Here is a 26,311-nt window from a genome sequence, read left to right on the forward strand (position 1 = left end):
GTCACCCGCGTCTCCAAGTGCCCGAGCGCGCGGAGCGTCGCGCCATTTCGCGCCTGACTGCATAAGCACTGACCGCGACGAGGATTGCAGCCAAAGCCAGCGCGATCAACACGTGCAAATGAAGTTCCAGCCGGCCGATCAATATCTCAACGGCGTGTCCGGCCAGGAATCCAATCGCCGTTATCGCAACGCCCCAGATCAGCGCGGCGATCGCATTGAGTATAATGAACTTCCGTGCCGAGACGTTCGAGACGCCAATTGCAACGGGGCTGATCGTTCGCATGCCGTAGATGAAGCGAAAGGCGAGGATAAAGCCTGTCGGATGCGCTTCGAGGAGCTTTGTCACTCTCGCGATCGGGTCCGATTCCAGCAACTTTTGAACATAGGACCACTTGGTGGCGTAGCGACCTGACAAGAAGAAGAACTGGTCTGCAGCAAAGGATCCGAGACACGCTGCCAGAGCGACCTGCCAATATGGAACAAGCTGCCGATGAGCGAGGACACCACCCAGAAACGCTGCCGTTTCCCCTTCAACACCGGCCCCGATAAAAACGGCCAAGACGCCGTACTCGCCAATCAGCCTCTCCAGCAATGCCTAGCCTCCGGCCGCCCTACAACCCGCAATCTGCCCTGAATTGCGTCGTGCAGCAACGTCCGCAGGCGTGTTCGAGGCGTGAAGAGCGCCAAGCTGCCATTTCCCCGGTTTGTTGCGAAAGTAGTTGCCCTGAGCACAACGACACACTCACGCAACACGCCAAGAATGTGTTAGCCTCGTCAGTAGGCGGCTTTGGCCTAGCGGCTTGGGGAAAGCGCGATGCAGGACAAAGATCCGAATGGCGCCAGAAAACCACCGGCCGGAAACGTCCGGAGGAATCCAGAGGTCGTATCCAGCGCGATCGAGCGCCGGATTGTGACGGCGCTTTGCTACGATCTTGTCGATTCAACGGAACTCTTCCACCGCATGGATCTCGAAGATTATCGCGAGTTGATATCCGCGTTTCAGGCAGCCGCCAACAAATCAATCGTCGCCCAATCGGGCGTAGTTCGGGTGGAGGCTGGCGATGGCGGGCTCGCCTTGTTTCCGATTGATATCGGAGCGCGGGATGCCGCTTCCCTTGCCATTCGTGCGGGCTTGCAAATCATCGAGACCTGCAGGCGCGTCGGGGAGACGGCCGGTCGTTCGGATCTGCAAGTTCGTGTGGGCATTGCCACCTCCGTCGCCCTTGTTCAGGAGCCTCAGAAGCAAAGCTGGACCCATGAGCCTGTTGTCGGCGTGGCACTTGCGCTCGCCACCCGTCTTGAGACCGTCGCTGCTCCCAATACAGTCTTCGTGTCTGACGAAACCTGCAGGCTGGCGGGCCGCTCGCATGCGTTCTCCTTCGAGGGCATCTGGAACCTCAAGGGATTCGAGGCGCCGGAACGAGCATGGCGCGCACTCGGTCATAAGAATGAAGTGGACAGGTTCTATGCCTTCGGGAGGCTCGGCAATCCTTTCGTGGGCCGCGTAGAGGAGCTCGGCACGCTATCGAAAGCGTGGAAAAGCGTCGTTGCCGGGAACGGACAGACGGTCATTATCGAGGGGGACGCCGGCATTGGAAAATCACGCCTTCTGCATGAGTTCCGCAGACTGACCCGTGCAGAGCGATCGAAATCCTTCTTCTTCCAATGCGTGCCCGGCGGCTTTCACTCGACGCTGCATCCTTTGGCCAACAGCCTTACCGGCATGCCCGAGACGGGTGGGCAGACGAAATTGACGGCATCCGCAGTCGCCAGCCGGTTTCGCCGCCACGGCATACGGGACAATGACATCGCCGAGCTCTTCTCCTATCTGCTCGGAGCCGAGGGGCAGAGCGAAAACCTCGCCGGCAGCAATCCCAGACTGATCCGGGAGAGAGCGCGACAAGCAATCCCGAAGGCGATGCAGGCACTCTGTGAAAACGGGCCCCTTCTCTTTGTCGTCGAGGACGTTCACTGGATAGATCCGACTTCTCGAGAGTTTTTGATTGAGGCGGCCCGCGCCATCCTGGGGCTACCGATCCTCCTGATTGCGACCACACGCCCTGAGGCGACCATGGAATGGCCAGAGGACGTCCGTCCATCGCGACTGCCTCTAAACCCTCTCGATGCAGACCAGACGAGGCTTGCAATCGAGCGCAACTGGCCACAGCACAGAGCGGCGGAGTTTGAAGACCTGGTTGAGGTAACCGAGCGGGTTTCAGGCGGCGTGCCGCTTTTCATCGAGCAGATATGCCAATGGATGTCCGAGACCACGATTGCGGGTGTCACGATCCCGGAAAGCGGAGCGTCGGCGCATATCTCGACATTTGAAGAGATCCTCGAAGCACGGCTCGGCAATCTCGGCCCAATTAGAGACGTGGCACGCGCCGGAGCCGTTGCTGGCTCCCGCTTTACCTTGTCACTTCTTCAGACTCTGCTTCCGGACTATGACAGGAAGGCGCTGGCAAACGCGGCGGATACACTGTGTAACACCGGTTTCGTAACGCATGTGCGAGCCGGCGGAACGGTTACCTATGGCTTTCGCCATTCACTGATCCAGGAGACGATATACAAACTGCTGCTGCGGCGACAAAGCCAGGCGCTTCATCGCCGGCTCTTCGAAGCACTGACCGAAGACCCCACGATCGCACCGTGGATCGATGGCGGTGCGCGTGCCGAGCATGCGGAACGTGCGGGTCTCAAGGAGACCGCCGTGGAATTGTTCATTACGGCCGGCCAGGAGGCCGCACGTCGGTCGGCCCTGGTCGAAGCTCGCCATCATCTCGAGCATGGCCTCTCAATCTGCGACGAACTCGGCATGAACGAGCGGGTCGATCGGCTGCGGCTATCGGCCGTCATTGCTTTGGGACCAGTGCTTACCGGGACAATCGGCCTGAATTCGCCGCCAGCGCGAAAGCTTTACGAAGATGGGGTGGAAATCGCCAATCGACAACCGCTGGAAGAGAAGTCGCGATGGTTTCCAATTTACTGGGGTTGGTGGCTGACGGGTTCCGATTTTTTGACGATGCACGAACGCGCCATGGAGGTTCAGGTCATGCTGGCAGGCATCCGGGACCCGGAGGTACGCCTGCAGATGAACCATTGCATCTGGGCGATCGACTTCAACCTCGGACGTCACAGGGAAACGCAGAATGCTGTGCGGGAAGGCCTGGCTCTCTACGACGCACAAAGGGCGACCGAAGCGCGAACCATCTACGGTGGGCACGATGCCTGTGCCTGTGGCCTGGGCCAACTGGCCCACTCGCTGTGGCTGACAGGCCAAACGCATGAATCAGACCGCGTACTGAAAGAGATGATCCGGTTCGTGAATGGCATTTCCCACCTGCCGAGCAAAGCACACTCTCTCGACGTGGAGGCTGTCGCGGCATTCTATCGCAATGATTACAAACGCTTGACAGCCATCTCGGAAGAGATGTCTGAATTCTCCAGACAGAATGAAATGCAATCTTTGGCCGGACTTTCGCTCCTTTTCGGCGGATGGGCCGAAGCACATCTTGGAAACGTCGCAGGCGGTTATGAGAGGTTCTGCAAGGGATTTGACCTTCTGGGAGAGCTCGGCACGGTCATCGACCTGCCGATCTATCTCTCGATGCAGGCCGCAATGCTCGGCCTTGACGGTAAGGTCGATCGCGCCATCGAGGTCGCCAGCCAGGCGATCGTCAAAGCAAGGGAAACAGGTCACGCCTATTGGCTTGCGGAATTGTACCGCGTTCGGGCCATGCTGCGCGCCCGCTCCGGCGCGATGCGCGAGCTCGTCATGGAAGATTTGCGTCTTGCTGCAGAGATCGCCCAAACGCAGGGGGCGGCCGCACTCCAGGACAGAATAAGGCAGTCGCTCGAGGAGCTTGGCCTTGTTGTCGACCGATGAACCCAACGGCGCCATTTCAGGGGGCGACCTCCTCGACGAGTTTGCGGCAGAGGTCACCGCCAACCGGGGGGCATCGTTGGGCAGGGCCGAGGTCGATCCGCCAGATGATTACCTGCGAAAGCTCCTGCCAATCTGCCGGCATGCAGGAATAACACGCGTCGCAGACCTCACCGGCCTTGACCGGTTGGGGCTTCCCACGGTCCAGGCAATCCGTCCAGCTGCCCTTTCCGAGGTGACCTCGCTTGGCCGCGGCCGATCCATAGTTCATGCCGCCATCGGCGCGATCATGGAGACACTTGAGCGCCATTACGCCGAGTTGGTTCCCGCCACCAGCGCCGTCCTTGGAAGCGCCGATGAGCTCGCCATCCCGGAGGGCCTCTTCGATCGTCAGCTTGACAACCACGCAACATCGGCCTGGCGGTCGAAACCAACCCTCTGGATCATGGGCTATGACCTTTGCCTCCGACACAGCCAAATGGTTCCTCTTGAACTCGTGCACACACGCTATACGGATCCGCCCCCGGATTTCGACGGGCTCTTCCTGCGTACCACCACCGGGCTTGCCTGCCATTCAACCTGGCATCAAGCGACCGCACATGCGCTCCTCGAGTGTATAGAACGCGACGCAATTGCCCGGGCATTCGACACGCACGGCTTCTTCGACAGACACCGGCTTTCCCCCGAGAGCCTCGGTCCCGCCGTCGATCACCTGACCGGTCTTCTTGCGGAACACAATGTGTCGGCCGGGTTCTGGCATTCCCCCTCCCCGACTGGCGTTAGCGTCGTCTGGTGCCAGACGATCGAGCTCGGTGGCGGCCATCCCCTGCTCGCATTGCCGACGGAAGGTTATTCGGCTGGGCAAGACCTCGCCGAGGCGGCAGAAAATGCCTTGTGCGAGGCGCTGGCGGCCCGTGCCGGAGCCATCTCAGGCGCTCGCGACGATCAGACGACGCGACACTATCACAAGCGAGTCGACAGCATTGTTGCAAAGGCCCGGCAGCTCATCCTCAATCCAGTTTCTTTCACGCAAATCGTTGACGCCCCTCCTATTTCGAGCCTCCAGGATCTGCTCGACCGCATCGAAGACGCCGAGCTTGGACCCGTTCTTGCGGTTCCCCTGGGTTCACATCCAGGCGGGCCCGTTCGTTGCGTCAGGATGCTGATGCCCCGAGCCCGCCCGTTCAACGTCGTGCGCTAGGAGGTCAAAATGAGTGCGGCAGATCTAGCCGGACCGATACTGGTTTTTCTGGGGCCGACACTGCGACTGCCTGAGGCTCAGGCGGCACTTGATGCCGTTTACCTGCAGCCGGTGGCACAGGGCGACATCCTGCTTGCGGCCCATGCATTTCGTCCAAGAGCGATGGTCATCATCGACGGGCAGTTCGAAGACCGCCCATCGGTCCGGCACAAGGAGATTTTATGGGCGCTGGCGCAAGGGATCGTCGTGATCGGAGCAGCAAGCATGGGCGCACTTCGGGCTGCGGAGTTGGGTCCATACGGCATGATCGGCGTCGGATTGATTTTCCGGTGGTACAGGCGCTGGGTGCTGACCCCAGACGATGCCGTCGCCGTTCAGTCGGGGCCGGCCGAATTGGGCTTCCCGCCGGTGACAGATGCATTGATCGATCTGCAAAGAACGTTTTCCCATCTGATGCGGCTCGGCCATATAAGCGCCGCTCAACGCGACAGCCTTACCGAAACTGCCCGGCGAATGAATTTTCGCGATCGATCCATTGAGAAGATACTTCGCGCAGAGGGGTGGCCGCGAGAAGAAATCGGCCGCTTGCGTCATCAATTCGTCCGACAGAAGGGTCTTGACGCACTAGCGGCACTCAAATTCGCGCCAGAGTTGTCTGAGAGATTTTCCGGCCGTCGCCCAGCTGAAGCCTGGGTTGCAACGAATACTTTCATTCGCGATCTCGAAGCAACCAATATTGACACCGATCTAATTAATATTTACTAAATAAACGTAAAGTTGCTTTTACATATGGGGCGAGACCAACATGGATTTGCACCCGCATGTTATGGCGGCCTCTACCGAGGCCGGCACAGGAACTCGATTCTGGATTTTTCCTCAGCCTCCGTTCATCCCTGGCTACGAGCAGCCAGATCGCGTCTGGCTGTCGATTCTACCCAACGAGATTTTCCCTGGGCCGAGCGATGCCCGCATGTATGTGGCCGATCCGCTCTACAGCAAGCAGCCCTACGGCTATTCGCGCCTGCCACCGTTTGACGGTATCAGGCGTCCACCAGTGCATGCCGGCCCTGACGGTAATTTCGACAGTCTCGATCCACTATCGCGGCCCTATCTCGGCGTACATGCCTATGCCTGCATTCACCGTGTTCTCGAGATCTGGCAGAGTTACCTCGGCCATCCAGTTCAATGGTTTTTCGATGCCACGCTTCCCAGACTGGAGATCATCCCTTTGGTCGACTGGGACAACGCCCAGGCAGGCTATGGCTTTCTGGAACTCGGACGCTCTGATGCCGGTGGAACACCCAGACCCTACGCGCTGAATTTCGATGCGATCGCCCATGAAGTCGGCCACCTGATCATCTTTTCGGAAATAGGCATTCCGGTCGGAGCCTCCCGCGAGAGCGATTTCTTTCCCTTCTCTGAGGGCTTTTCCGACTGTGTATCGCTGATCACCTTTCTCTCCTTCGATTCCGCTATCGACCGTCTTTTGCGAAGGACACAGGGCAATTTGCTGCTCTACAACGAGCTCAATCGTTTCGCCGAAACCAGCCCGGAAACCCAGATCCGCCTCGCGACCAACTTCAGGCGGATGTCGGAAGTCACACGCGACCCGCATGACCGGGCGCTACCTTTCGTCGGGGCCATGTTCGACACCATCGTCGAGCTTTATCATCGCAATCTTGTGGCCAACGGTTCTGCCGAACCGCGCCTTCTCCACGACGATTTGCGAAATCTGGCCCTCGACGAATTTGATCGCTTCCGCGCGCTGACGATGCAGTCCTTTCGTACAAGACCCCTGTTCTTCCAGCTGGCCTTGGAGAAGGCACGCGACGACGTGGGACGTGCGCTCGGCGCTTCGCTAAAGACACTTGACGCTCGGAATTTGACATTCAACCGAGCCGCAAGGTCGATCGTTGACGCCGCCGACGGTGCCGTTGCGGAAGCTCTCAGAGCAAATTTTGCATGGCGTGAAATCATCTATTGAAGCAACCCGAAAGGAGAGGGCAATGAGCGACTGCTGCAGAAATCCAGACGTCGGAAAGTCTGGCCCGTACGACCCGAGTGAGGTGCGACTATACGGACGTCCTGCAACCGACTGCACCAAAGTAGAGGTCCCTGAAGATCCTTCTCCTGACGAGGGGACGGACTGCACCGACAAGAGCAAAAGCGCGCCGAGCGTGAACATTTCGCTGCAGTATTGCCAAAAGACAATATGCCTGCCGATAGCGATAGGGCTGCCGTGGCGCGGCTTTGGAGACGGATGCCAAGGCTATCTCAAGAGCATCGGCGTTATCTACGGCTACGCTTACGAAGGGCATTGTTACAAGATGCCGAAACCGGTGATCATGCTGCTGCCGGAGATGCCAAAGACGATCGCATGGGACGATTGCGGCTGTGACTGCGGCTACTCGCCGGCGCTTGGCTACCACGTCTGGCAATTGGACAAAAGACAAAGTGCGGTCACGCTCGATGTCAAGACGGACGATCTCCAGGCGCTCGTACTCGATGAAAACATGCCCGGAAACAGATCGCCGCAGGCCTACTCGCACTCCATGTCCTTGGCACCCATGCGTGCGCGAGAGTAGTCATTTCGGTTTGCGGGTCGATCGTCCGAATGGCCCGCCTGCCTTGCCACCTCGTCCGCGGAACGCTATTTCGCGGTGCGGGCTATGTCCGGCCTGACCATGCAGCATGGGGAGAGTGGCGTGCAGACAGAAAAAATCGGCTTCATCGGGACCGGGGCAATCAGCGACGCCATGGTCAGGGGCCTGTTGACGAAGCCAGCCGCCGTCGCGCAGGTGACCATTTCGCCTCGCAACGCCGCGATCGCCCAAAAATTGGCTGCGGACTTTTCAGAAGTCTCGATTGCCGCCGACAATCAGGCCGTCATCGACGCGAGCGACTTGATTGTCCTGGCGGTGCGCCCGCAAATTGCGAAGGAGGTTCTCGGCGGACTGACGTTCCGAAAGGGTCAATCCGTTCTCAGTGTCATTGCAGCGACCGATCGCAAGACGCTTCTTGAATGGATCGGGGCTGATGTTCACCTCGTCCAGGCCATTCCACTGCCTTTTGTGGCCGACCGCGAAGGCGTGACGGCCGTTTTTCCGCCGGACTCTCGCATTGCGGCGCTCTTTACCGTTCTGGGTACCGCGGTCGAATGCGAGACCAAGGAGGAGTACGACCTATTGGCGGCGGCCAGCTCCCTGATGTCGACCGTCCTCGGAATCATGGACATTTCGGCTGCGTGGCTGGAACAACGTGGCCTCACCAAAGGCAAGGGACGCGCCTATATCGCGCCGCTGTTTACCAATCTCACGCAGACTGCGCTGCGCTCGAAAACCGTTCCGCTTAAAGAACTCAGCAGCGAGTTTGCGACGAAGGGCGGCCTCAACGAACAGGTGTTGTCCGACTTTGAGAAGAACGGCGGGCGCGATGCCCTGATCTCGGCGCTTGACCGCGTCCTGGCGAGGATACAGGGCGCCAAAGCCTGAAAGGTCTAGAATGTCGGCGGTGTGCAGGCGCTGATGACCTCGCATGCAATCGGCCCGACGCATCGGAACCGGTGCGGTCGCCGGCTTTCGAAATAATAGGCATCGCCCGGTCCAAGGATCCGACGCTCGTCGTCAACCGTCACTTCGAGCCGCCCGGAGAGAACGATACCGCCCTCTTCTCCCTCGTGAACGAGGAGGACCTTGCCGGTGTCGGAGCCTGGCTGGTAGCACTCCTTCAGGATCTGCAGGCTTCGCCCAAACAGGCTTTCTCCAACCTGCCGATAGGAGATCGGCCCCTTGCCGATCTCGACGAGCTCCTCGGCTGCATAGAATGCCTTTCGTGGCCGCTCCGGTTCGAAGGCAAAGAATTCCGCAAGACCGATGGGGATGCCGTCAAGTATGCGCTTCAGCGCCCCGACGGAAGGGTTGGAGGTGTTCGACTCGATCAGCGAGATCGTTGAATTCGTGACACCGGCGCGCTTGGCCAGTTCGCGTTGAGAGAGATTGTGCATCATCCTCAGATGACGAAGGCGGTTGCCGATATCGACGGACATGGGGCGCGTTTCACCTGTTGCGAATATCGAACATATTCAACTCGTGGCTATACATTTCAAGTGCTTACACACGCAAAGAAAAGGACTTGTCCCTTGACGCAAATCACCGAACATGTCGCCACGCACAATGGAGACTATAGCGGTGGACCAGATCAACATTTCCAACCGGCCTTCCCTCGATAATTTCTGGATGCCGTTTACGGCAAACCGCCAATTCAAGACCGCACCCCGGCTGCTCGCCTCAGCCGAAGGCATGTATTACACGGATATTGATGGCAACAAGGTGCTGGACGGCACGGCTGGCCTCTGGTGTGTCAATGCCGGCCACGGTCGCCAGCGCATCGCGGATGCCGTTGCTCGCCAGCTGCAGACGATGGACTTTGCCCCGACCTTTCAGATGGGCCATCCCGTCGCCTTCGACTTTGCCGAAAGGCTCGCAAGGATCGCGCCGGGCGGCCCGAGCGCAAAACTCGATCGCGTATTCTTCACCGGCTCCGGCTCGGAATCGGTCGATACGGCGTTGAAGATTGCAATCGCCTACCAGCGCGCCATCGGCCAGGGCACCCGCACCCGCATCATCGGTCGCGAGAAGGGATATCACGGCGTCGGCTTCGGCGGCATCTCGGTCGGCGGTCTTGTCAACAACCGGCGCGTCTTCCCGCAGATACCGGCCGACCACATGCGCCATACGCTCGACATCGAGCGAAATGGTTTTTCCAAGGGGCTCCCGCAGCATGGGGTCGAGCTGGCCGACGATCTGGAGCGGCTGGTTGCGCTGCATGGCGCAGAAACGATCGCCGCCGTCATCGTCGAGCCGATGTCCGGATCCGCCGGCGTCATCCTGCCGCCGAAGGGGTATCTGGAGCGTCTGCGCGCTATTGCCGACAAGCATGGCATCCTCCTGATCTTCGACGAGGTCATTACCGGCTTTGGACGGCTTGGAACGCCATTTGCGACCGACTATTTCGGTGTCGTTCCCGATCTCGTCACCACCGCCAAGGGTCTGACGAACGGCGCCATTCCGATGGGCGCGGTCTTTGCGAGCCGGAAAGTGCACGACGCCTTGATGGCGGGACCGGAGAGCCAGATCGAACTCTTCCACGGCTATACCTATTCCGGCCACCCGGTTGCCAGTGCTGCAGGCATTGCTACGCTTGAGATCTACGAGGAGGAAGGCTTGCTGACCCGTGCCGCCTCCTTGACCGACACCTGGCAGGACGCCCTTCACTCCTTGAAGGGGCTGAGGCATGTCATCGACATCCGCAACCTCGGGCTCGTCGGTGCAATCGAGCTTGCCTCACGCGACGGCGCGCCAGGTGCGCGTGCCTATGACGTCTTCGTCGACTGCTTCCAGAAGGGGCTGTTGATCCGTGTCACGGGGGATACGATCGCGCTTTCTCCGCCGCTGATCATTGAGAGCGACGAGATCTGGAAGATCGTCTCGGTTCTGGGAGATGCACTGAAACGGGCAGAATAAAGGATCGGCGCGGCGTCGTTTCTGTTTGGCGGTCAACCGCCAAACAGAAACTCAAAGCCTTCGAGCAAAGGATCCCTGGCAACCGCATCCAGCCGCGGTCAGCATGTTCGCAAAAGGCGCTTCGAACAGTTTGCTTTTTGATCCGGCCGGGATAAGGATCGCCTCATGTGATCAAGGAGCGTTCCATACCGATGTCGAAATCCCGGTTGAGAAGGGAAGCAGATCTCCTTCTGCATCGTGGGACCAGGGCTGCCAGCGGCGACTATCCCGTAAGCCGCGCGCGCAGGCCTGTCGCCGTGCAACGCCTGATCGGCGCGTTGGGAAACATCATGCTGTCCGACGCTGCTCCTTTCATGGAGAAATTTGTTGCGGGGAAAGTATTCCACCTGCTGCAGGAACCGGGCGCCATCGCAAACAAGCCGGCCACCTCCCTGCCCCTGGCTCCACAATTGCAGTTTGCGCTGCGCAATTTGGCTTCAAAGGGTGAGCCTTTCGCAGAAGTCGCTGCGGCCATCAACGACATCGCCAAGAGCCTCGAATGGGTTGCGAGCAAAACCGGCCCATTTGCCAGCATCAACATAGAACATACGCATGCGCATGCGGTCGTGGCCGGCATATCCGGCGTGGAAGAGCGAAGCGACGTGGCTCTCGGCCTCACCATCATGGCGCCTTACAGCCGTTTCCCTGACCACATACAGTATCGCTCCCGGGTTTTTCTGGCGCTCTCCGACTGCGAATTCTCCTGCGACGACAAGGGCTGGCAGCGCGGTTCCATCGGTTCGATTTTCTTCAACGAAGCGGGGCACAATGTCGCGATGCGGTGCACCGCACGTCCGCTTCTCGCCGCCTGGTGCCATGTTGAGCGATAACTGACCGCTCCCTTGCATTGCCTCTTGACGTCTGCGCGCCAAACCTTTGAATTACAAGGGCACTCTAGAGAGGACGAGACCCCTGCGCAGCAGCGATACATATACCGCATCGGGCGAGATGGCCGGTCGCATTTTCGGCCACGACTGGGAAGCAAGCGGCCTCGGCCCCTTTTCCTCGTGGCCGGCCGGACTGAAATCGGCCGTCGACATCATGCTGCCCGCCAAGGCGCAGATCGTCATATTCTGGGGCCGGGATTTTATCGCTCTCTATAATGACGCCTATGCCCCTACAATCGGGCGCAAGCATCCTCAGGCGCTCGGCCGCCCCGCCCGCGAGCACTGGAGCGAATTGTGGAGTGATCTGGAACCGCTCCTGCGACGTGTTCTTGATCACGGAGAGACAGTGGTTGCCAAGGACCGCCCATTCTATATCGAGCGACACGGCTATCCTGAGACTGTCCACTTCGACATCTCCTATTCACCGATCAGGGACGAAGCGGGAAAGGTCGGCGGCGTCTTCTGCATCGTCAGCGAGACCACAGAACGCGTCAGGTTCGAGACCGCGTTGCGGGAGAGCGAGGAGCGGTTTCGTGCCATATTCTCACAAACGGCCGCAGGCATAGGCCAGTCTGATCTCGCGGGCCGTCTGCTCTTGGTCAACAGCCGTTTCTGCGACATCGTCGGATACACGGAAGCCGAGCTTCTGAAGATGCGAGTGCAGGACATCACCTTTCCCAAGGATCTGGACAACTATGTCCAATCGTTCAGGAGGATGGTGGAAACCGGCGAAAGCTTCGACATTGAGAAACGCTACGTTCGCAAGGATGGTAGCCTCGTATGGGTAGCGAGTTCCGTCTCGCCTCTTCGCGACAAGAATGGAGAGATACGGCAAACCGCAGCGGTTGTCGTCGATATCACCGAACGCAAGCGGGCCCAGGAGGTTGAACGCCGCCTTGCCGCGATCATTGCTTCGTCCGACGATGCCATTCTCGGTACCGACCTGAACATGAGGGTCACGAGCTGGAATATCGGAGCAGAAAAGCTCTACGGCTATTCAGCCGAGGAAGCGATCGGCCGCTCGGTCATCATTCTGGTTCCGGATGACAGGATTGAAGAGGAGCCTGCGATCATCAGGCAGGTCAGTGCCGGCCGAAAGGTAGAGCCCTATGAGACCAAGCGCCGCCGCAAGGATGGCGGGCTTGTCGACGTCCTGCTCAGCGTTTCGCCTATTTTCGACGCCTATGGCAGGATTGTCGGAGCGTCAAAAATAGCGCACGACATCAGCGCCCGAAAGGAGGCCGAGCGGCTCCAGACAGTTCTCGTGGGCGAACTGAACCATCGTGTGAAGAACGTGCTCGCGACCGTGATGGCGATTGCGCGACAGACGCTCGGACGCGAGGAGGCAACCCGGGCCGGCGTGGACGCTTTCGAGGCCAGACTGGCCTCGATGGCCAAGGCACATGATCTCCTGACACACGGCAACTGGGAGCAGGCCGAACTGGAAGCCGTCATCAAGCAGTCTCTGTCTCACTATCAGCGTGACAGGTTTTCGATCTCGGGCCCGAGCATCCAACTGGCGCCGCGGGCGGTTGTGTCAATCTCGCTGGCTCTGCATGAACTGGCGACGAATGCAGCCAAGTATGGTGCCTTGTCCGCACCGGAAGGTCACGTTACGATTGAATGGTCGCTTGGCGGCGATAACAGGCTGAGGTTGCGCTGGCAGGAAATGGGGGGGCCGGCCGTTACTCCTCCATCGCGAAAAGGCTTCGGCTCGCGCCTGATCGAAAACCTGCTGGCGGCCGAGTTGAAGGGTGACGTAACGATCAGCTACGACCCAGCCGGCGTCATCTGCGAGGTCGACGCCGCTGTCGGCGCCGGATGGGATCATGATCGTTCGAGCGATCCAGCGCCGTAGTGGCGAACACCGCCTGCGTCAGGCGGTGTTCACTTCACAAGCAGTGGCGCCTTGCCTCTCACACGTTCGTAGAGGTCGATGACGTCCTGATTGAACATCCGTACGCAGCCAGACGAGGCGTTCTTGCCGATCGTTTGCCATTCCGGAGAGCCGTGGATGCGATAGAGCGTGTCCTGGCCGTCCTGAAAGATGTATAGCGCGCGTGCCCCGAGGGGGTTGTTCACGCCGGGCTGCATGCCTTGCTTCCACTGTTCGAGTTTCGGATTGCGACTGATCATCGACGGTGTCGGTGTCCATGTCGGATACTTTCGCTTCCACTGAATGATTGCACGCCCCTTCCATGCCCGGCCCTGGGCACCGAGGCTCACACCGTAGCGAATGGCTCGTCCATCCTTCAGCACCAGGTAGAGAAACTTTTTCTCCGTCTCAACCACGATGGTGCCCGGCGGCTCGTCCGTCGCATAATCGACTTCCTGGCGCAAATAGTCGGGATGGACCGCCGTGTGATCTATCGCGGGCCAGCGAAACTCACCCTCGTCGACTTCGGCATAAGCGAGGGAGTAGTCCGGCTTCTCGGAAGCCCGCTCCACGGGCTGGATCGCAGGCTGCGGCTCTTGTTCGGGCGCAATCGTCTCAATGGAGGGAGCCGGAGCAGTTGCGACAATTCGTTCTGAAGGAAGTTGCGTACAAGCAGCAAGAAGTGAGGCACCGGCCGCTGCCAACAGCGGTCGGATCATGGAGGTGGCATGCAATTTCAAAGATTCCGATTCATGTTTCAGTCAGGCAAGACATGTCTACTCGCTCATACCATGGCTGAAATGTGTTTTCGGTCATCAGAAATGCAGGACGAGGTCGCGTTACGGCGAGACTGTTGAAAGAGGACAACAATTGGCTGTTGCCCATAGCCGCGTTCCGGTTCGGCGAGGAGCTCGCGGTTTCTCCCAATCCGCGCTATGCCGTAATCCGAAATCCGGAGGGGACGCTGTCCGGGGATACCGGTAAGGCCTCGACAGCTTGCACCGACGCGCCGGGGGGGCCTTTCCAAAATTCCTTCAGCATCGCCGAGACAGCCGTCTCCGGCCCCGCAATAAGCGCCGTCACGGATCCATCGGTCTCGTTGCGGACCCAGCCCGCAAGGCCGAACTCCTCAGCCCGGACCCGTGTCCAAACGCGAAAACTGACGCCCTGGACAAGACCGGATATCCGCACCCGAACGGCTTTGGAATTCTCGCCCATGCTTGCCTCCGTTGGTCCGCGCCTTCTAAGCAATCTGGCGCACAAGGAGAGAATTCAAGCACTGCCGGCGCAGCCGCTTGCGGCGGCTGTTAAGCATCATTTGCTATTGCGCGATTTTCAACGCCATAACTGCTTGTTCCGCTGGACTGAATCGAATGACGCGCTACATTGGTAAGTGCTTCAACTTGAAGGGATCTCGATCATGCGCAGGCTTATCGCAGTGACTTCAGTGCTCCTCCTCAGTTTCGCCGGTTCAGCCTTTGCGCAAGCAAATATGGGGATGGACAGCAGCGGCCGCCTCGACGGGTCGCCGCCGCTTGGAACCTCGCCTGATACTGAAGGAACAGGTGGAGGCGGGCTCTCGATACCAATCGACTTTGGCACCACGACGACGAGCACCAACTCCATACAATGGACCGGTTGCCCCGAGGGCCAGCACCGAACGGTGCGTGGAACCAACACCCTTACCAATCAGGCGTGCCGGAACAACAATTGAGCCATCACGTCGAAACCGTCCCCCGCGCGCCTCGCTGGCGGTTCGCGGGGAACTTCTTTTGTGCTAGGGGAACCGCGCAACGCGAGGCACGACAGACATGCTCCCCTGGGTCCAACTAGATTCCGCGCCCATCCCCGGAGAAAGCGGCGAATTGCGCCTCAAGCAACGAGGCAGCGAATTTTCGATCATGCTGGGCTCGAACGAGCTGATGAACAGCCGCCTGAGTGGCTCGGAGGAGGCGCTCGCAACACTTTCCCGTGATAAGATCGCGGGACATCCTCGCCCGAACATGCTGATCGGTGGTCTCGGAATGGGCTTCACGCTGCGTGCCGCCCTCTCGGCCCTGCCGGCGGATGCATCCGTCACGGTTGCAGAGCTGGTGCCGGCGGTGGTGCAATGGGCACGCGGTCCGATGTCGGCGGTTTTTCAGGGGTGTCTCGACGATCCGCGTGTCGCCATCCATCAAGGCGATGTTGGCGTACTGATCCGGCAAAGCAAGGCGAAATTCGACGCCATCCTGCTTGACGTCGACAATGGGCCGGACGGCCTGACGCGTCGTTCCAACGACAGCCTCTACGATTTCGCTGGCCTGCGTTCCGCACGCGATGCCTTGCGACCCGGAGGTGTTCTTGCCGTCTGGTCATCCGGGCCGGATGCCGGTTTCACCCGTCGGCTTCGTGACTGCGGCTTTGCCGTCGAGGCCGTCAATACGCGCGCCAACGGAAAACGCGGAGGCGCGCGTCATGTCATCTGGCTGGCCGTCAAGTAGTTCAGCTTGACTGAACGCGTCGCGCGGCGGCAATCGCGCTGGCGGCGCCCGAGCGTAGCTGTTGCGTGTCGGCCCCGGCAATGACGAGATCGAAGCCCATCTTCAACAATTCTCCGGCCCGCTCGCCGTTGCTGCCGAAGACACAGCCGAATTTGCCGTGAGCACGGCAACGGGCGATGAGGTGCTTGAGAACGCCGTCGACCTCCGCCGTGTCAGGTGCCAGCTTCGTTCCATTCGACAGGGCAATCGAGAGATCGGACGGGCCGACGAAAATGCCGTCAATTCCCTCAACACGCATGATTTCATCCGCAGCATCAAGGGCTGCACGCGTCTCGATCATGGCAATGGCCACGGTCTCTTCATTCGCGGTCGCGAGATACTCAGCGGCCGAAAGTCCCGTGTGGTTGATCGCCAGCGTCGGCCCCCAGCTGCGCTCGCCGACCGGCGGATACTTGGTGGCCCTGGCGAAGGCCTCGGCATCAGACACCGAGTTGATCATCGGCGCAATGATGCCCGAGGCTCCAGCATCGAGAAGACGCGAGGCCGATGCGAAATCACCGACCGGAATTCGGGCGAGCACCGGCTTGCCGGCAAGCCGCCCCTGGCCAATGCCAACGGCTGCCGATCCGATATCCCAGACGCCATGCTGCATATCCAGCACGATGGCATCGAAGGCCTCTTGCGCCAGATGATTGACGAAAAGCGGATCGGGAATGCCGATCCACGCGGAAATCAATCCGCCCCCACCGCCTCTGATCCGCCTTGCGAAGCCGTCGATCGTCGTTGCGCCAGTCATGCCATGCTCCTTTCGCGGTTTAGCCAGCCGCGCGCTGCTTTTCCTGATGGAAGTCCTCGATGAATGCCTTTTCAAGCAGGATGCCGTCCCACTCATCGGCAAAGAATGGTGAATCGTAGATCAAGGTATACGGTCCGTCGTAACCTGCCGTCCGGCACGCTTCCAGGCACTTGCGGTAGTCGGCGCTGTCAAGCCCCGCTTCATTGAAATTGGCCTTGGCGTGGCAGAGTTCCGCACGGCGCATGATGTCGGAAAGCCCTGCGTATTTTTCAGGCGCAGCCCAGTTTCCGAGGTCGCCATTCAGGCCGACTTTGCCCTGCAGTGTATCGAGCAGCCAATTGGTTTCCTTCGGCGAAGGCAGAAGGTCGAACCAATTCTCCGTGACAATGCGAACGCCGCTGTTCTCGGCCTGCTTTCCAAGCCAACCGAGATGGCCCGCGGCCCGCTCAAGGTTTTTTGCGGTCGGCATCTGCTTGCCGGCGATCACACGCATGTTCCTGGCGCCAAGCGATTCCGCGACGCCAATCCAGCCGGCAATCCACTGAATGTCGCGTTCCGCGGTCTCTGGATGGCTGGGATCGCCATCTTCGACGAGGAGTGTCTGAAGCAGGATGCCGGCGTCGTGAAGCGCTGAGCGCATCTCCGCGAGATAGGCCGCTTCGATGCTTGGCAGATGGAACGAGCATATCTCAAGCCGTCCGATACCATGTTTGGCAAGTTGCCCCGGAATGTCGGTCAGCGCGGAACGCCCCGGCCCATATGGCTCCTTGGGTGCCGCACTTTTTTCCGGATCGGGGCTGTAGGGATAGACGGCCCCCAGGAGCCGATGCAGCGACCACGTCGAAACTGCAAAACGTCCATTCTGCAAATTGCTTTCAGTCATGTTCTCCTCCCGGGAGCAATGCTTACGATCTCAAGTAAATTCTCCGCGGATAACTGTCTCCGCCGAAAGCGCCGCGCCAAGGAGCGCTTCGTCCCGCTTGCCCACGGCAGAAAGCAGGAAGCCGACCGGCATGTCGGCATCTCCCGTCCCGCAGGGGATCGATACGCCGCACCAATCGAGGAAGTTGCCGAAAAGCGTATTGCGCAAGGTCTTCCCGTTGGTTGCGAAAAACAAATCGTCGTCGGCCTCCAATGGCGCGATCGGCGGCGCCACATGGGCGACCGACGGAAACGCAACGAAGCTGTTACCGACAAGGCGGTCGACATCGGCGATCAACCGCTCGCGGGCTTCAAGGATCGCCAGATAGGCCGCAAGCGTGGTCTTCTCGCCCAGTCGAGTGCGCACGACCACGCGGCGATCCATGTCGTCAGCCGCAGGCCCAGCCAATCGCTCGCGGTGAAGCACATAGGCTTCGGCCGTGACCAGGGCACCATATCGAGCCATGAGCGCCAATATCTCATCAAAAGCCGGAATCTTGATCCGGCTGATCGATGCACCCTCCGCCTCCAGCCAATCGACCGCCGTCTCGAAAGTTGCGACCACGCCAGCTTCAGCACCATCGAAAACGATATTGTCAGGGATAACGATATCCAACTCCTTGAGTGGGCAAGCGGCTATTGACGGCGCTGACGCGCCTCGCATTCCCGCGTCGATCCACACCGCATCCTGAACGGTCCTGCAGAGCGGACCAAGCGAATCCAGGCTCTTTGCCAGCGGGAAGACGCCTGCCATCGGATAGCGACCGCGCGTTGCCTTGTATCCGACGATACCGTTGAGGGCAGCCGGGATGCGCACCGAACCTCCCGTGTCCGTCCCCATCGCCACCGGCACGAGGCCAGCTGCCACCACAACGCCAGCGCCGGACGATGAGCCACCCGGAATGCGCGGAACATCTTTGCTGCGTGGATTGCGCGGCGTGCCGTAGTGTGGATTTAGGCCGAGCCCGGAGAAGGCGAACTCGCTCATGTTCGTGCAGCCAATCGAGACCATGCCCGCCTGTTTCAGCGTTGCCACGACAGCCGCGTCCGCCTGCGCAGCCGGCTCTCTGGCCAGTACTGTCGACCCGGCCGTCGTTGTCCGCCCCTTGATGTCAAACAGGTCCTTCCAGGCGATCGGTATGCCGTCCAGCATTCCGCAAGAGCGACCCTCTCATTCGCTTCGATGAGGCCTTCGCCTCTTCCGTTGCGCGATCCTTCAGGATTGCCGTAAAGGCCGCCTGGTCGGCATAGGCCTCGATGCCGTCGATAACAGCTTCCGTCACTTCGATGGGATCGACCGCTGTTGTTTGAATGAGACTGGAAAGTTGTGCGATGGACATCGCGCCAAATGATTTGGTCATGGGGGCATCCGCAATCTGACTGATCATCCGAACTAAGCTGAATTTTGTCGAGGAGCCAAGCCCTCAAAGTTCCAAATCAAACCGATTGGTTCGATTTTATGAACACTGCGTTTGTGTATCCGGTCTTCAATCTCGGCCCAAAAGAACACACATGCGTTTTCGTGCTGTTCGCCGGCGAGAGGACGATCATGTGTCGGTGCACGCATCAGTGTAGGAGTTAACAAAATGACAAACAGCGAGAGTTGGAACGCGGCGCGTGGCGACGTGGTACACCACCACGCGACAGATGACGAGTTGAATGGCATGGGTGAACGCGAATACGCCGAGCATGTTGGTGCACACAAACCTTCAATATCAGAACGCTTCATCGTTCTTGCGGCCTTTGCGCTACTAGGCATTGCCGGACTGACGGTCCATTTCACGGTGCCCATGGCATCGGGCCTCGACACGGCAGCCGTCGGGTCAATCTCGGATTCATTGCCCTCGGTCGATTATTGCCGGGAGCACAGCCCATACCCGGACAGGTCCTGCTGAGGACCTGTCGAGTTGCGGGCATGGACAACCCTCCCCCATGATATAGTTATGCGCAAGGGGAGGATCGTCGATGCCCGATGAGATTGATTATGATCTGGATCGCTTCGTTCATGCGCAGAATGGTACCTACGAGCGAGCGCTTTCGGAATTGAGAGCCGGACACAAGCGATCCCACTGGATGTGGTTCATATTTCCCCAGATCGCCGGGCTCGGCTCATCGTCCATGGCAGAGAAATACGCCATCCGCTCGGCGGAAGAGGCCACCGCCTATCTCGCGGACCCCGTCCTCGGTAGCAGACTATTGCGCTGTGTCGATGCCGTCCTTTCGATCGAGGGAAAATCCGCCCACGAGATCTTCGGGTCTCCTGATGATCTCAAGCTGCAGTCGTCCATGACCCTCTTTGCGGCGATCAGCGAGCACGGGTCGGCTTTTCACAAAGTCGTTGACCGGCTCTATCGCGGCGAGTTCGACGACCGCACCATTCAGCTTCTGGACGCCAGTAGCTAGAGCCGTTCAGGGCGCGCGCGAGCGCTCCAGCGTGTCGATCTCGCTCGAAATTTCGCTGAGCTTCTCTCGCAGCTCTTGATCGGTGCCATCATCGATCTCTTCGTCACCGAAGCAATCGCGCGCCTCATAGAGCTCGAGCTTTGCCTCGAGCTCGGCTCGTTTTGCATACAGACGATGAAGATAGAGATAGTCCATGCCTTTGCTTCCCGCATCTTCCGAAACGGGCATAAAGGCATATGGTTCCCGCCGATCGGCGGGTGCCATCACGCAAAGGCGGCGATGGCAGCGTTGCAGGCCTTGGAGAAATGATTGCAACATGTGTCGTTGCCCATGGCTTGCCGCGTAACACGAGCCCCCTCCAGAAGGAGCGTCAGTGTATCGGCCAGCAGCTTCGGTTCGCGCGCATCGGCTGCTCGACAGAGCGCTTCGAGCCGGTCGCGTTGCTCAGCCTTGTGGCGCTCGATCACGCTATAGGCGGGATGCCCCTCACCTTTCAGCTCAATGGCTGCATTGGCGAGATCACAGCCGACGTGCTCGCCGCAAAGGCTTTGCGTTCGCGCTTCGATCCATGCCCTGAGCTGCGCCTTCGGGTCGCCGGGATGGGTTGTCTCGAGATCGCGCCAGATTGTTTCGGCTCTTTCCGAAGCGCGGCGCAGCGTCTCGCAGACCAGCTCGTCCTTGGAGCCGAAATGCCGGTAGAGCGTCATCTTGTTGGTCAGCGCCGCGTCTGCAATCGCATCCACACCGATGCCACGGATGCCGTGCTCGCGAAAAAGCTCGGCAGCGGTGGAGACGATGCGCTCCCGTGGCGGGATTTTCTCGTCAGTATTTGCGGGAGACAGCAGGCTCAATGATTCTGATTTTTTCGCGGACAAGGTCCTTGACATCCATGTGACCGATCGGTAACAAATGCATTGTTACTTACCGGTAACACCACTCTCTGCCGAAGTCAACGTGGTTGATTGGACCGGAGCGGGGTGGAACACGGGCTACCGCCCACGAAAGGAGGCAAACCATGAGCAAGACCAGAGAAGACCTGACCATTACCGAAGCCCTTCACGACCCCCTAATCGCCATGGTGCTCAGTGCCGACGGCGTGAAACTTGACGATTTCAAGCGTCTGCTTGAGACGGCTGCCAGGAAGCGCGAACAGCGGACCTCTCCAGTGGGCAAGTTTCTGAACGTGATCCCCAACAACAACCCGGCTGCCATGTGCAGCTATTGCTGAAGTTTCGGGCGCTTCCCTGCCCCTGTGAGAGTCGTCGCTGGCCAAGCGACGGCTCTTTTCGTTTGAACTGTTATTTTTAGAGCAAGTCGTATTTCAAGTTGGCGAGATAGTCGGGGTTGGCGACGGCATCGATCCCGGCGATCTTCTCCCCGTCGAAGGTCAGAAGCAAGACGACCCGCAGGTGTCCCCCCACGACCACCACCAGCCCGAACTCTCCATCGATCATCGCCGGCTGCGCCGCCTGAGCACGCCCCCTGAACGTCTCTGCCACAGCATCCGCGCCGCGAAGCTCGCGAACCGAAGGGTTGTACCGCATCGCCGCAGTGTCCGGGGTGAACACGACCTGCGGATCGAGGATTGACAGCAACGCCCTGATGTCACCGAGGCGCGAAGCCGCAAGGAATGCGTGGACGATCTGCTTCTTGCGCGCTGCGTCCGCCTCCGGCACATCGGTCCTGCCTTGAACCCGACGGCGAGCACGGCTTGCGAGTTGGCGCGTTGCCGCCGAAGAGCGATGAATGATCGGCGCAATGTCGTCGAAGGGGAGATCGAACATATCGTGCAGCACGAAGGCAACGCGCTCGGCCGGCGCCAATGTTTCGAGGATAACGAGTAGCGCCATGCCGACAGAGTCGGCAAAAGCCACTTCCCGCTCCGGATCAACGGTCTTGGACGTGTCGGCCAGGCGTTCATGGACGGGTAGATCGAATGGCTCTTCCCGGCGTGTCTTTCTCGACCGCAGCATGTCGAGGCAGATGCGCGCCACAACCGTCGTGAGCCAGCCGCCGATATTGTCGATCGCGTCAGCATCAGACCGGCCGAGCCGCAGCCAGGCCTCCTGAACAGCGTCGTCGGCCTCGGCGCGGGAGCCCAGCATGCGATAGGCGACGGCGCCCAGATGCGCCCGATTCGCCTCAAATTCTCCCGCCAGCCAATTTTTCTCATCCATTGTCACATTCCTCCACTGTGTTCCGTCAACCCCATGACGAACAAAAGCCGGCCGATGTGACAGCACGTCCGGCGGCGTCAGTTTGGAAAACACACCATGGAGAAACGTGATGCAAGCAAGAATGGGAAATCCGGCGATCGTCATTCCCGACGCAATGCAGGCGCTGCATGCCCTCGGGACGATACCCGCCAAAACAGGTCTGTCGCCAATCCTTTTGGAACTCGTCAATCTACGCGCCAGCCAGATCAATGGTTGCAGCGTCTGCATCGACGGACATCCACGGATCGCCAAGAAGGCTGGCGAGACGGACGAGCGCCTGTTTGCCGTCAGTGCCTGGCGTGACACGCCCTATTTCACGCCGGCCGAACGCGCAGCCCTTGCGCTGACGGAGGCGGTCACCCGCGTCAGCGATCGCGCCGACCCAGTGCCTGACGACATCTGGGATGAAGCCACGCGGCATTTCGACGGCAAGAGCCTGGCAGCCCTCGTCATCGCCATCGCCAACATCAACGTCTGGAACCGGCTGAACATCGCCACCCGTCAGATTGCCGGTGAATGGAGGCCGTAAACGGTGCCGGGCCGCTGTTTCGTCGACAGCGGCCCGATAGAACGGCCTTGGGAGGCTAAGGGTCAGATGATGCCGCCGCCGCCGGCAATCGACGCCGGGCGTTCGGCGGCAATCTTCCTGCGGTAGCCGCTCGCGCGGTATGTCGCCACAGGATCGATCGCACCGCCAGAACGGCGACGCGCTTCTGCAAGGATCGGCTCGACGTCCGTGCGGTAGCCGCGCTTCAGCGTTTCGGTCGCCATCAGCGCGTCGTTTTCATCCTGGTAGCCAGCCAACGCCTTGCGATCGACGATCAGCGCCTGCGCGTAGGCGCGGCGGATTTCGTTGGCGCTGTTGATCAGGCTTTCGATCGGATCGGTCACGTTGTGCGATTGGTCGATCATGTGGGCCGGATTGAAGTCGTTGACACCGCGCTGCTCTGCCTCGACCAGCTCGTTGAAGACGAGGAAGAGGCGATAGGGCTCGATCGCACCGGCATCGAGGTCGTCGTCACCATACTTCGAGTCATTGAAGTGGAAGCCGCCGAGTTTGCCGAACTGAATCAGGCGGGCAACGATCATTTCGATGTTGGTGTTCGGTGCATGGTGACCAAGGTCGACCAGGCACTGCGCCTTCGGGCCGAGCGTCTGGGCGATGAGGTAGTTGGTGCCCCAGTCCTGCACGACTGTGGAATAGAAGGCCGGCTCATACATCTTGTGCTCGGAAAAGAGCTTCCAATCGTCAGGCAGAGCCTTGTAGATATCGGCCATCGAAGCGAGATAGCGTTCGAATGCTTTGGTGAAATTGCTCTGGCCGGGGAAGTTCGAGCCGTCGCCAACCCAGACCGTCAATGCTTTCGAGCCGATCGACTTGCCGATCTCGATGCATTCAATGTTGTGCTCAACCGCCTGCGCACGTGTTGCGGCGTCGGTGTGGCTGAGCGAACCGAATTTGTAGGAATGCTTCTGGCCCGGCGCGTCGGAGAAGGTGTTCGAATTCATCGCGTCGAAACCGAGGCCGAGCTGATCGCCCCTTGCCTTCAGTTCCTTGGCATCTGTCTTGTCCCACGGAATGTGCAGGGAGACGTTCGGCGTGGCGCGCGTCAGCTCGTTGATGACGGAGCAGTCGTCGAGCTTGTCGAAGATGCCGCGCGGTTCGCCGGTGCCGGGGAAACGGGCAAAGCGGGTGCCGCCGGTGCCAACGCCCCAGGACGGAACAGCGACGAAGAATTCGGATACCCGGCGCGTGATGTTTTCAATGTCGATGCCGCGGCGCGACAGATTGGCGCCGAGCGCTTCATAGTCGGATTTGAGCGCTGCTGCGCGCTTGTCGTTTTCCTGCGCAATCAGGTCCTGCGCGATTCTTGACTCGGCCATGGGTTCCTCCCCGGACATGTGGATGAAAGGCGGCGGGCATTTGCCCGCCGCAGCAGTTGGACTTAGCGCGGGAAGCTCTGAGCGTTGCCGGCATCCACGTTGATGATGTTGCCGGTTGATTTCGCCGAGAGATCGGACGCCAGGAAGTAGATTGCTTCGGCGATGTCCTCGGGGAAGACATTGAGCTTCAGCATGGAACGCTTGCGGTAATGCTCCTCGAGCTCGTTGATCTCGATCTTGGACGATGCCGCCCGCTGTTCACGCCACTCTCCGCTCCAGATCTTCGAACCACGCAGCACGGCGTCCGGATTGACGGTGTTGACGCGAATACCGGCTTCTGCGCCTTCGAGCGCCAGGCAACGGGCAAGATGGATCTCGGCAGCCTTGGCCGTGCAATAGGCGGCAGCATTCGGCGACGATGCCAGACCGTTCTTGGAGGCGACGAACACGACGTTGCCACCGAGATCCTGCTTGCGGAAAAGGCGGAACGCCTCGCGAGACACGAGGAAGTAGCCGGTCGCCAGGATGTCGATGTTCTTGTTCCACATCGAAAGCTCAGTGCTTTCGATCGGGGCGGACGAAGCGATACCAGCATTCGATACAAGGATATCGACGCCACCGAACTCAACACAGGCTTCCGCGAAGGACGAGATCACGCCGTCCTCCTTGGTTACATCAAGCTTGACGCCGCGCACGGCGTCGGCGCCGAATTGCTTAGCGAAATCGGCCTTCGTGTTGTCGAGCGCTTCCTGGTCGATATCGGCCAGGACCACGCAGGCCCCCTCGCCGATCAGGCGGGCAGCGGTCGCACGGCCGATGCCGCCGGCACCACCGGTGACGAAGGCGACCTTGCCTGCAAGGCTCTTCGGCTTCGGCATGCGCTGAAGCTTGGCTTCTTCGAGCAGCCAGTACTCGATATCGAAGGCTTCCTGCTCCGGCAGGCCCTGATATTCGGAAACGGTCGAGGCACCGCGCATGACATTGATGGCGTTGACGTAGAACTCGCTGGCGATACGCGCCGTTGCCTTGTCGCGGGCGAACGACAGCATGCCGACGCCGGGAACGAGGAAGATGACAGGGTTCGCATCGCGCATGGCGGGCGAATTGTCATGCTTGCAGTCGTTGTAATAGCGCGCGTAGTCGGCGCGGTAGTCTTCGAGCGCCTTGTCGAGACCGGCAACGATCGCATCCACGTCAGGCTTTGCCGGATCGAAGTCGACGATCAGCGGGCGGATCTTGGTGCGCAGGAAATGATCAGGGCAGCTGGTGCCGAGCGCGCCAAGCGGCTGCAGATTCTTCGAATTGACGAATTCGAGAACGGCATCCTGATCGTCGAAATGGCCGAGCTTGCGTTCCGCCTTGCCGATGCGACCGCGGATTTCAGGCATCAGGCGGGCCGCAATGGCGCGGCGCTGCTCGACCGGCAGGCTTGAGGTGGCGGAACCGCCGAAGATCGTCTTGCCTTCGGTCTTTTCCGCGAACCAGACGATCGCCTTGTTGATGATGTCGAGCGTCAGCTCGTAGCAGGCCTTTGCATCGTTTGCCCAGGTGAAGAGACCGTGGCTTTCGAGCACGACGCCCTTGGCATTCGGGTTCGCCTTGACGAAGGCTTCTAGGTCGAGGCCGAGCTGGAAGCCCGGGCGGCGCCACGGCAGCCAACCGATTTCGTCGCCGAAAATCTGCTTCGTCAATTCCTTGGAGTTCCTGGAGGCAGCGATTGCGATGATCGCGTCCGGATGCATGTGGTCGACATGGGTGAAGGGCACGAAACCGTGCAGCGGCGTGTCGATCGAGGCGGCGCGGCTATTGAGGTTATAGGTGCAGTGCGGGAGGAAACCGACCATGCGGTCCTCGTCTTCGACGCCCTTATAGATGCCCTTCAGGGAAACGAGCTTGTCCTGATAAAGAGTGGCGAAGCCGTCAAGCTTGATGGTCCCGACGTCGCCGCCCGAACCCTTGACCCAGAGAACCTCGACCTTCTCGCCGGTCAGCGGATCGGTTTCCATGACCTTGGCAGAGGTGTTCCCGCCGCCATAGTTGGTGATGCGCTTGTCGGCACCCAGCAAATTCGAGCGATAGAGCAGCTTTCCAGGCTCATCGAGGCCTGCCGCGTATGAATCGTCCCAACGGTTATCAAGAAGCCGGACGGTTGCCGCCATGTCATCCTCCCATGTAAAATTTCTTGGACGCGCGAACGAAC

The 26,311-nt window shown here is 59.8% G+C and carries 26 protein-coding genes and 1 pseudogene; 15 read left to right on the top strand and 12 right to left on the bottom strand.

Annotation, left to right across the window (positions count from 1 at the left end; all coding sequences use genetic code 11):
* Nucleotide 1: 1 nt before the first annotated feature.
* Entirely contained in the window at nucleotides 2–592 is a 591-nt protein-coding gene (locus tag IB248_RS12305; protein ID WP_192240911.1) for a DedA family protein, read from the bottom strand.
* 222 nt (nucleotides 593–814) lie between these two features.
* On the opposite strand from IB248_RS12305, the gene IB248_RS12310 reads away from it, so the two are divergent.
* From IB248_RS12310 to IB248_RS12335, 6 genes are all read left to right on the top strand, one after another.
* Entirely contained in the window at nucleotides 815–3,886 is a 3,072-nt protein-coding gene (locus tag IB248_RS12310) for an AAA family ATPase (protein ID WP_192240912.1), read from the top strand.
* Nucleotides 3,873–5,084 (top strand): YcaO-like family protein, encoded by a 1,212-nt coding sequence (locus tag IB248_RS12315; RefSeq protein ID WP_192240913.1) that lies wholly within the window; start codon nucleotides 3,873–3,875, stop codon nucleotides 5,082–5,084. Before IB248_RS12310 ends, IB248_RS12315 begins: the two co-directional genes overlap by 14 nt.
* A gap of 9 nt (nucleotides 5,085–5,093) precedes the next feature.
* Nucleotides 5,094–5,849, top strand: a complete 756-nt coding sequence (locus tag IB248_RS12320) for a TfuA-like protein (RefSeq protein ID WP_169680460.1) — start codon at nucleotides 5,094–5,096, stop codon at nucleotides 5,847–5,849.
* Nucleotides 5,850–5,889: 40 nt separating this feature from the next.
* Entirely contained in the window at nucleotides 5,890–7,068 is a 1,179-nt protein-coding gene (locus IB248_RS12325) for a hypothetical protein (protein WP_192240914.1), read from the top strand.
* Nucleotides 7,069–7,090: 22 nt separating this feature from the next.
* Nucleotides 7,091–7,669 (top strand): hypothetical protein, encoded by a 579-nt coding sequence (locus IB248_RS12330; RefSeq protein ID WP_192240915.1) that lies wholly within the window; start codon nucleotides 7,091–7,093, stop codon nucleotides 7,667–7,669.
* A 120-nt stretch (nucleotides 7,670–7,789) separates the two neighbouring features.
* A complete protein-coding gene (locus IB248_RS12335) occupies nucleotides 7,790–8,575 on the top strand; it encodes a pyrroline-5-carboxylate reductase (protein ID WP_192240916.1) in 786 nt (261 codons plus the stop codon).
* Nucleotides 8,576–8,580: 5 nt separating this feature from the next.
* Here IB248_RS12335 and IB248_RS12340 read toward each other — a convergent pair whose 3' ends face one another.
* Nucleotides 8,581–9,129, bottom strand: coding sequence for a cupin domain-containing protein (locus IB248_RS12340; RefSeq protein ID WP_169680464.1), 549 nt, complete (start codon nucleotides 9,127–9,129; stop codon nucleotides 8,581–8,583).
* 142 nt (nucleotides 9,130–9,271) lie between these two features.
* Here IB248_RS12340 and IB248_RS12345 point away from each other — a divergent pair, with 142 nt between their 5' ends.
* The 3 genes from IB248_RS12345 to IB248_RS12355 all read left to right on the top strand — a co-directional run bounded on the left by IB248_RS12345 (nucleotide 9,272) and on the right by IB248_RS12355 (nucleotide 13,390).
* Complete coding sequence (locus tag IB248_RS12345) at nucleotides 9,272–10,606, top strand: aspartate aminotransferase family protein (RefSeq protein WP_192240917.1); 1,335 nt, start codon at nucleotides 9,272–9,274, stop codon at nucleotides 10,604–10,606.
* Between the two features lie 296 nt (nucleotides 10,607–10,902).
* The gene (locus IB248_RS12350; protein WP_348648596.1) at nucleotides 10,903–11,475 is read left to right on the top strand and encodes a dimethylsulfonioproprionate lyase family protein; all 573 of its coding nucleotides are present in this window, start codon (nucleotides 10,903–10,905) and stop codon (nucleotides 11,473–11,475) included.
* 118 nt (nucleotides 11,476–11,593) lie between these two features.
* Nucleotides 11,594–13,390: a PAS domain S-box protein gene (locus tag IB248_RS12355; RefSeq protein WP_192240918.1), complete on the top strand. Its 1,797-nt coding sequence runs from the start codon at nucleotides 11,594–11,596 to the stop codon at nucleotides 13,388–13,390.
* Between the two features lie 29 nt (nucleotides 13,391–13,419).
* Here the strand turns inward: IB248_RS12355 and IB248_RS12360 are convergent, their stop codons facing one another.
* Nucleotides 13,420–14,127: a L,D-transpeptidase gene (locus tag IB248_RS12360; RefSeq protein WP_192240919.1), complete on the bottom strand. Its 708-nt coding sequence runs from the start codon at nucleotides 14,125–14,127 to the stop codon at nucleotides 13,420–13,422.
* 214 nt (nucleotides 14,128–14,341) lie between these two features.
* Nucleotides 14,342–14,626 carry an acylphosphatase gene (locus IB248_RS12365; protein ID WP_018856081.1) on the bottom strand — a complete coding sequence of 95 codons (285 nt, stop codon included), beginning with the start codon at nucleotides 14,624–14,626 and terminating at the stop codon, nucleotides 14,342–14,344.
* Between the two features lie 202 nt (nucleotides 14,627–14,828).
* Between IB248_RS12365 and IB248_RS31685 the strand changes: the two genes are divergently transcribed.
* Both IB248_RS31685 and IB248_RS12370 read left to right on the top strand, forming a co-directional pair.
* The gene (locus IB248_RS31685) at nucleotides 14,829–15,122 is read left to right on the top strand and encodes a hypothetical protein (protein ID WP_083929836.1); all 294 of its coding nucleotides are present in this window, start codon (nucleotides 14,829–14,831) and stop codon (nucleotides 15,120–15,122) included.
* Nucleotides 15,123–15,219: 97 nt separating this feature from the next.
* On the top strand, nucleotides 15,220–15,891 hold the full coding sequence (locus IB248_RS12370) for a hypothetical protein (RefSeq protein ID WP_192240920.1): 672 nt from the start codon (nucleotides 15,220–15,222) through the stop codon (nucleotides 15,889–15,891).
* Between the two features lies 1 nt (nucleotide 15,892).
* Here the strand turns inward: IB248_RS12370 and IB248_RS12375 are convergent, their stop codons facing one another.
* From IB248_RS12375 to IB248_RS12385, 3 genes and pseudogenes are all read right to left on the bottom strand, one after another.
* Nucleotides 15,893–16,687, bottom strand: coding sequence for an aldolase/citrate lyase family protein (locus tag IB248_RS12375; RefSeq protein WP_192240921.1), 795 nt, complete (start codon nucleotides 16,685–16,687; stop codon nucleotides 15,893–15,895).
* Nucleotides 16,688–16,706: 19 nt separating this feature from the next.
* A complete protein-coding gene (locus IB248_RS12380; protein WP_192240922.1) occupies nucleotides 16,707–17,570 on the bottom strand; it encodes a TIM barrel protein in 864 nt (287 codons plus the stop codon).
* Between the two features lie 30 nt (nucleotides 17,571–17,600).
* Nucleotides 17,601–18,969: pseudogene (locus IB248_RS12385) on the bottom strand (amidase).
* Between the two features lie 225 nt (nucleotides 18,970–19,194).
* Between IB248_RS12385 and IB248_RS12390 the strand changes: the two are divergent.
* Together IB248_RS12390 and IB248_RS12395 are read left to right on the top strand one after the other, a co-directional pair.
* Entirely contained in the window at nucleotides 19,195–19,503 is a 309-nt protein-coding gene (locus IB248_RS12390) for a hypothetical protein (protein ID WP_169680476.1), read from the top strand.
* Nucleotides 19,504–19,573: 70 nt separating this feature from the next.
* Nucleotides 19,574–20,011 carry a DUF1810 domain-containing protein gene (locus tag IB248_RS12395; protein ID WP_192240923.1) on the top strand — a complete coding sequence of 146 codons (438 nt, stop codon included), beginning with the start codon at nucleotides 19,574–19,576 and terminating at the stop codon, nucleotides 20,009–20,011.
* A gap of 6 nt (nucleotides 20,012–20,017) precedes the next feature.
* Here the strand turns inward: IB248_RS12395 and IB248_RS12400 are convergent, their stop codons facing one another.
* Nucleotides 20,018–20,206: a hypothetical protein gene (locus IB248_RS12400; RefSeq protein ID WP_025661584.1), complete on the bottom strand. Its 189-nt coding sequence runs from the start codon at nucleotides 20,204–20,206 to the stop codon at nucleotides 20,018–20,020.
* 68 nt (nucleotides 20,207–20,274) lie between these two features.
* Complete coding sequence (locus IB248_RS12405) at nucleotides 20,275–20,898, bottom strand: TetR/AcrR family transcriptional regulator (protein WP_026371638.1); 624 nt, start codon at nucleotides 20,896–20,898, stop codon at nucleotides 20,275–20,277.
* A 128-nt stretch (nucleotides 20,899–21,026) separates the two neighbouring features.
* Between IB248_RS12405 and IB248_RS12410 the strand changes: the two genes are divergently transcribed.
* The gene (locus IB248_RS12410; RefSeq protein ID WP_192240924.1) at nucleotides 21,027–21,239 is read left to right on the top strand and encodes a hypothetical protein; all 213 of its coding nucleotides are present in this window, start codon (nucleotides 21,027–21,029) and stop codon (nucleotides 21,237–21,239) included.
* A gap of 76 nt (nucleotides 21,240–21,315) precedes the next feature.
* Here the strand turns inward: IB248_RS12410 and IB248_RS12415 are convergent, their stop codons facing one another.
* The gene (locus IB248_RS12415; protein WP_192240925.1) at nucleotides 21,316–22,188 is read right to left on the bottom strand and encodes a sigma-70 family RNA polymerase sigma factor; all 873 of its coding nucleotides are present in this window, start codon (nucleotides 22,186–22,188) and stop codon (nucleotides 21,316–21,318) included.
* Between the two features lie 109 nt (nucleotides 22,189–22,297).
* On the opposite strand from IB248_RS12415, the gene IB248_RS12420 reads away from it, so the two are divergent.
* Nucleotides 22,298–22,756: a carboxymuconolactone decarboxylase family protein gene (locus IB248_RS12420; protein WP_025661580.1), complete on the top strand. Its 459-nt coding sequence runs from the start codon at nucleotides 22,298–22,300 to the stop codon at nucleotides 22,754–22,756.
* A 62-nt stretch (nucleotides 22,757–22,818) separates the two neighbouring features.
* Here the strand turns inward: IB248_RS12420 and rhaI are convergent, their stop codons facing one another.
* Complete coding sequence (rhaI, locus tag IB248_RS12425; protein ID WP_192240926.1) at nucleotides 22,819–24,111, bottom strand: L-rhamnose catabolism isomerase; 1,293 nt, start codon at nucleotides 24,109–24,111, stop codon at nucleotides 22,819–22,821.
* A gap of 62 nt (nucleotides 24,112–24,173) precedes the next feature.
* On the bottom strand, nucleotides 24,174–26,270 hold the full coding sequence (locus IB248_RS12430; RefSeq protein ID WP_192240927.1) for a bifunctional rhamnulose-1-phosphate aldolase/short-chain dehydrogenase: 2,097 nt from the start codon (nucleotides 26,268–26,270) through the stop codon (nucleotides 24,174–24,176).
* Nucleotides 26,271–26,311 lie beyond the last annotated feature (41 nt).

This window comes from Rhizobium sp. RHZ01, assembly GCF_014851595.1.
Taxonomy (GTDB): Bacteria; Pseudomonadota; Alphaproteobacteria; order Rhizobiales; family Rhizobiaceae; genus Rhizobium; species Rhizobium altiplani.

Excerpts from the sequence above, each read along its gene's own strand:
- IB248_RS12310 (WP_192240912.1), top strand. The coding sequence starts at position 815 with ATGCAGGACAAAGATCCGAATGGCGCCAGAAAACCACCGGCCGGAAAC.
- IB248_RS12320 (WP_169680460.1), top strand. The coding sequence starts at position 5,094 with ATGAGTGCGGCAGATCTAGCCGGACCGATACTGGTTTTTCTGGGGCCG.
- IB248_RS12325 (WP_192240914.1), top strand. The coding sequence starts at position 5,890 with ATGGATTTGCACCCGCATGTTATGGCGGCCTCTACCGAGGCCGGCACA.
- IB248_RS12330 (WP_192240915.1), top strand. The coding sequence starts at position 7,091 with ATGAGCGACTGCTGCAGAAATCCAGACGTCGGAAAGTCTGGCCCGTAC.
- IB248_RS12340 (WP_169680464.1), bottom strand. The coding sequence starts at position 9,129 with ATGTCCGTCGATATCGGCAACCGCCTTCGTCATCTGAGGATGATGCAC.
- IB248_RS12355 (WP_192240918.1), top strand. The coding sequence starts at position 11,594 with ATGGCCGGTCGCATTTTCGGCCACGACTGGGAAGCAAGCGGCCTCGGC.
- IB248_RS12360 (WP_192240919.1), bottom strand. The coding sequence starts at position 14,127 with ATGATCCGACCGCTGTTGGCAGCGGCCGGTGCCTCACTTCTTGCTGCT.
- IB248_RS12365 (WP_018856081.1), bottom strand. The coding sequence starts at position 14,626 with ATGGGCGAGAATTCCAAAGCCGTTCGGGTGCGGATATCCGGTCTTGTC.
- IB248_RS31685 (WP_083929836.1), top strand. The coding sequence starts at position 14,829 with ATGCGCAGGCTTATCGCAGTGACTTCAGTGCTCCTCCTCAGTTTCGCC.
- IB248_RS12370 (WP_192240920.1), top strand. The coding sequence starts at position 15,220 with ATGCTCCCCTGGGTCCAACTAGATTCCGCGCCCATCCCCGGAGAAAGC.
- IB248_RS12375 (WP_192240921.1), bottom strand. The coding sequence starts at position 16,687 with ATGACTGGCGCAACGACGATCGACGGCTTCGCAAGGCGGATCAGAGGC.
- IB248_RS12380 (WP_192240922.1), bottom strand. The coding sequence starts at position 17,570 with ATGACTGAAAGCAATTTGCAGAATGGACGTTTTGCAGTTTCGACGTGG.
- IB248_RS12390 (WP_169680476.1), top strand. The coding sequence starts at position 19,195 with ATGACAAACAGCGAGAGTTGGAACGCGGCGCGTGGCGACGTGGTACAC.
- IB248_RS12395 (WP_192240923.1), top strand. The coding sequence starts at position 19,574 with ATGCCCGATGAGATTGATTATGATCTGGATCGCTTCGTTCATGCGCAG.
- IB248_RS12400 (WP_025661584.1), bottom strand. The coding sequence starts at position 20,206 with ATGGACTATCTCTATCTTCATCGTCTGTATGCAAAACGAGCCGAGCTC.
- IB248_RS12405 (WP_026371638.1), bottom strand. The coding sequence starts at position 20,898 with ATGTCAAGGACCTTGTCCGCGAAAAAATCAGAATCATTGAGCCTGCTG.
- IB248_RS12410 (WP_192240924.1), top strand. The coding sequence starts at position 21,027 with ATGAGCAAGACCAGAGAAGACCTGACCATTACCGAAGCCCTTCACGAC.
- IB248_RS12415 (WP_192240925.1), bottom strand. The coding sequence starts at position 22,188 with ATGGATGAGAAAAATTGGCTGGCGGGAGAATTTGAGGCGAATCGGGCG.
- IB248_RS12420 (WP_025661580.1), top strand. The coding sequence starts at position 22,298 with ATGCAAGCAAGAATGGGAAATCCGGCGATCGTCATTCCCGACGCAATG.
- rhaI (WP_192240926.1), bottom strand. The coding sequence starts at position 24,111 with ATGGCCGAGTCAAGAATCGCGCAGGACCTGATTGCGCAGGAAAACGAC.
- IB248_RS12430 (WP_192240927.1), bottom strand. The coding sequence starts at position 26,270 with ATGGCGGCAACCGTCCGGCTTCTTGATAACCGTTGGGACGATTCATAC.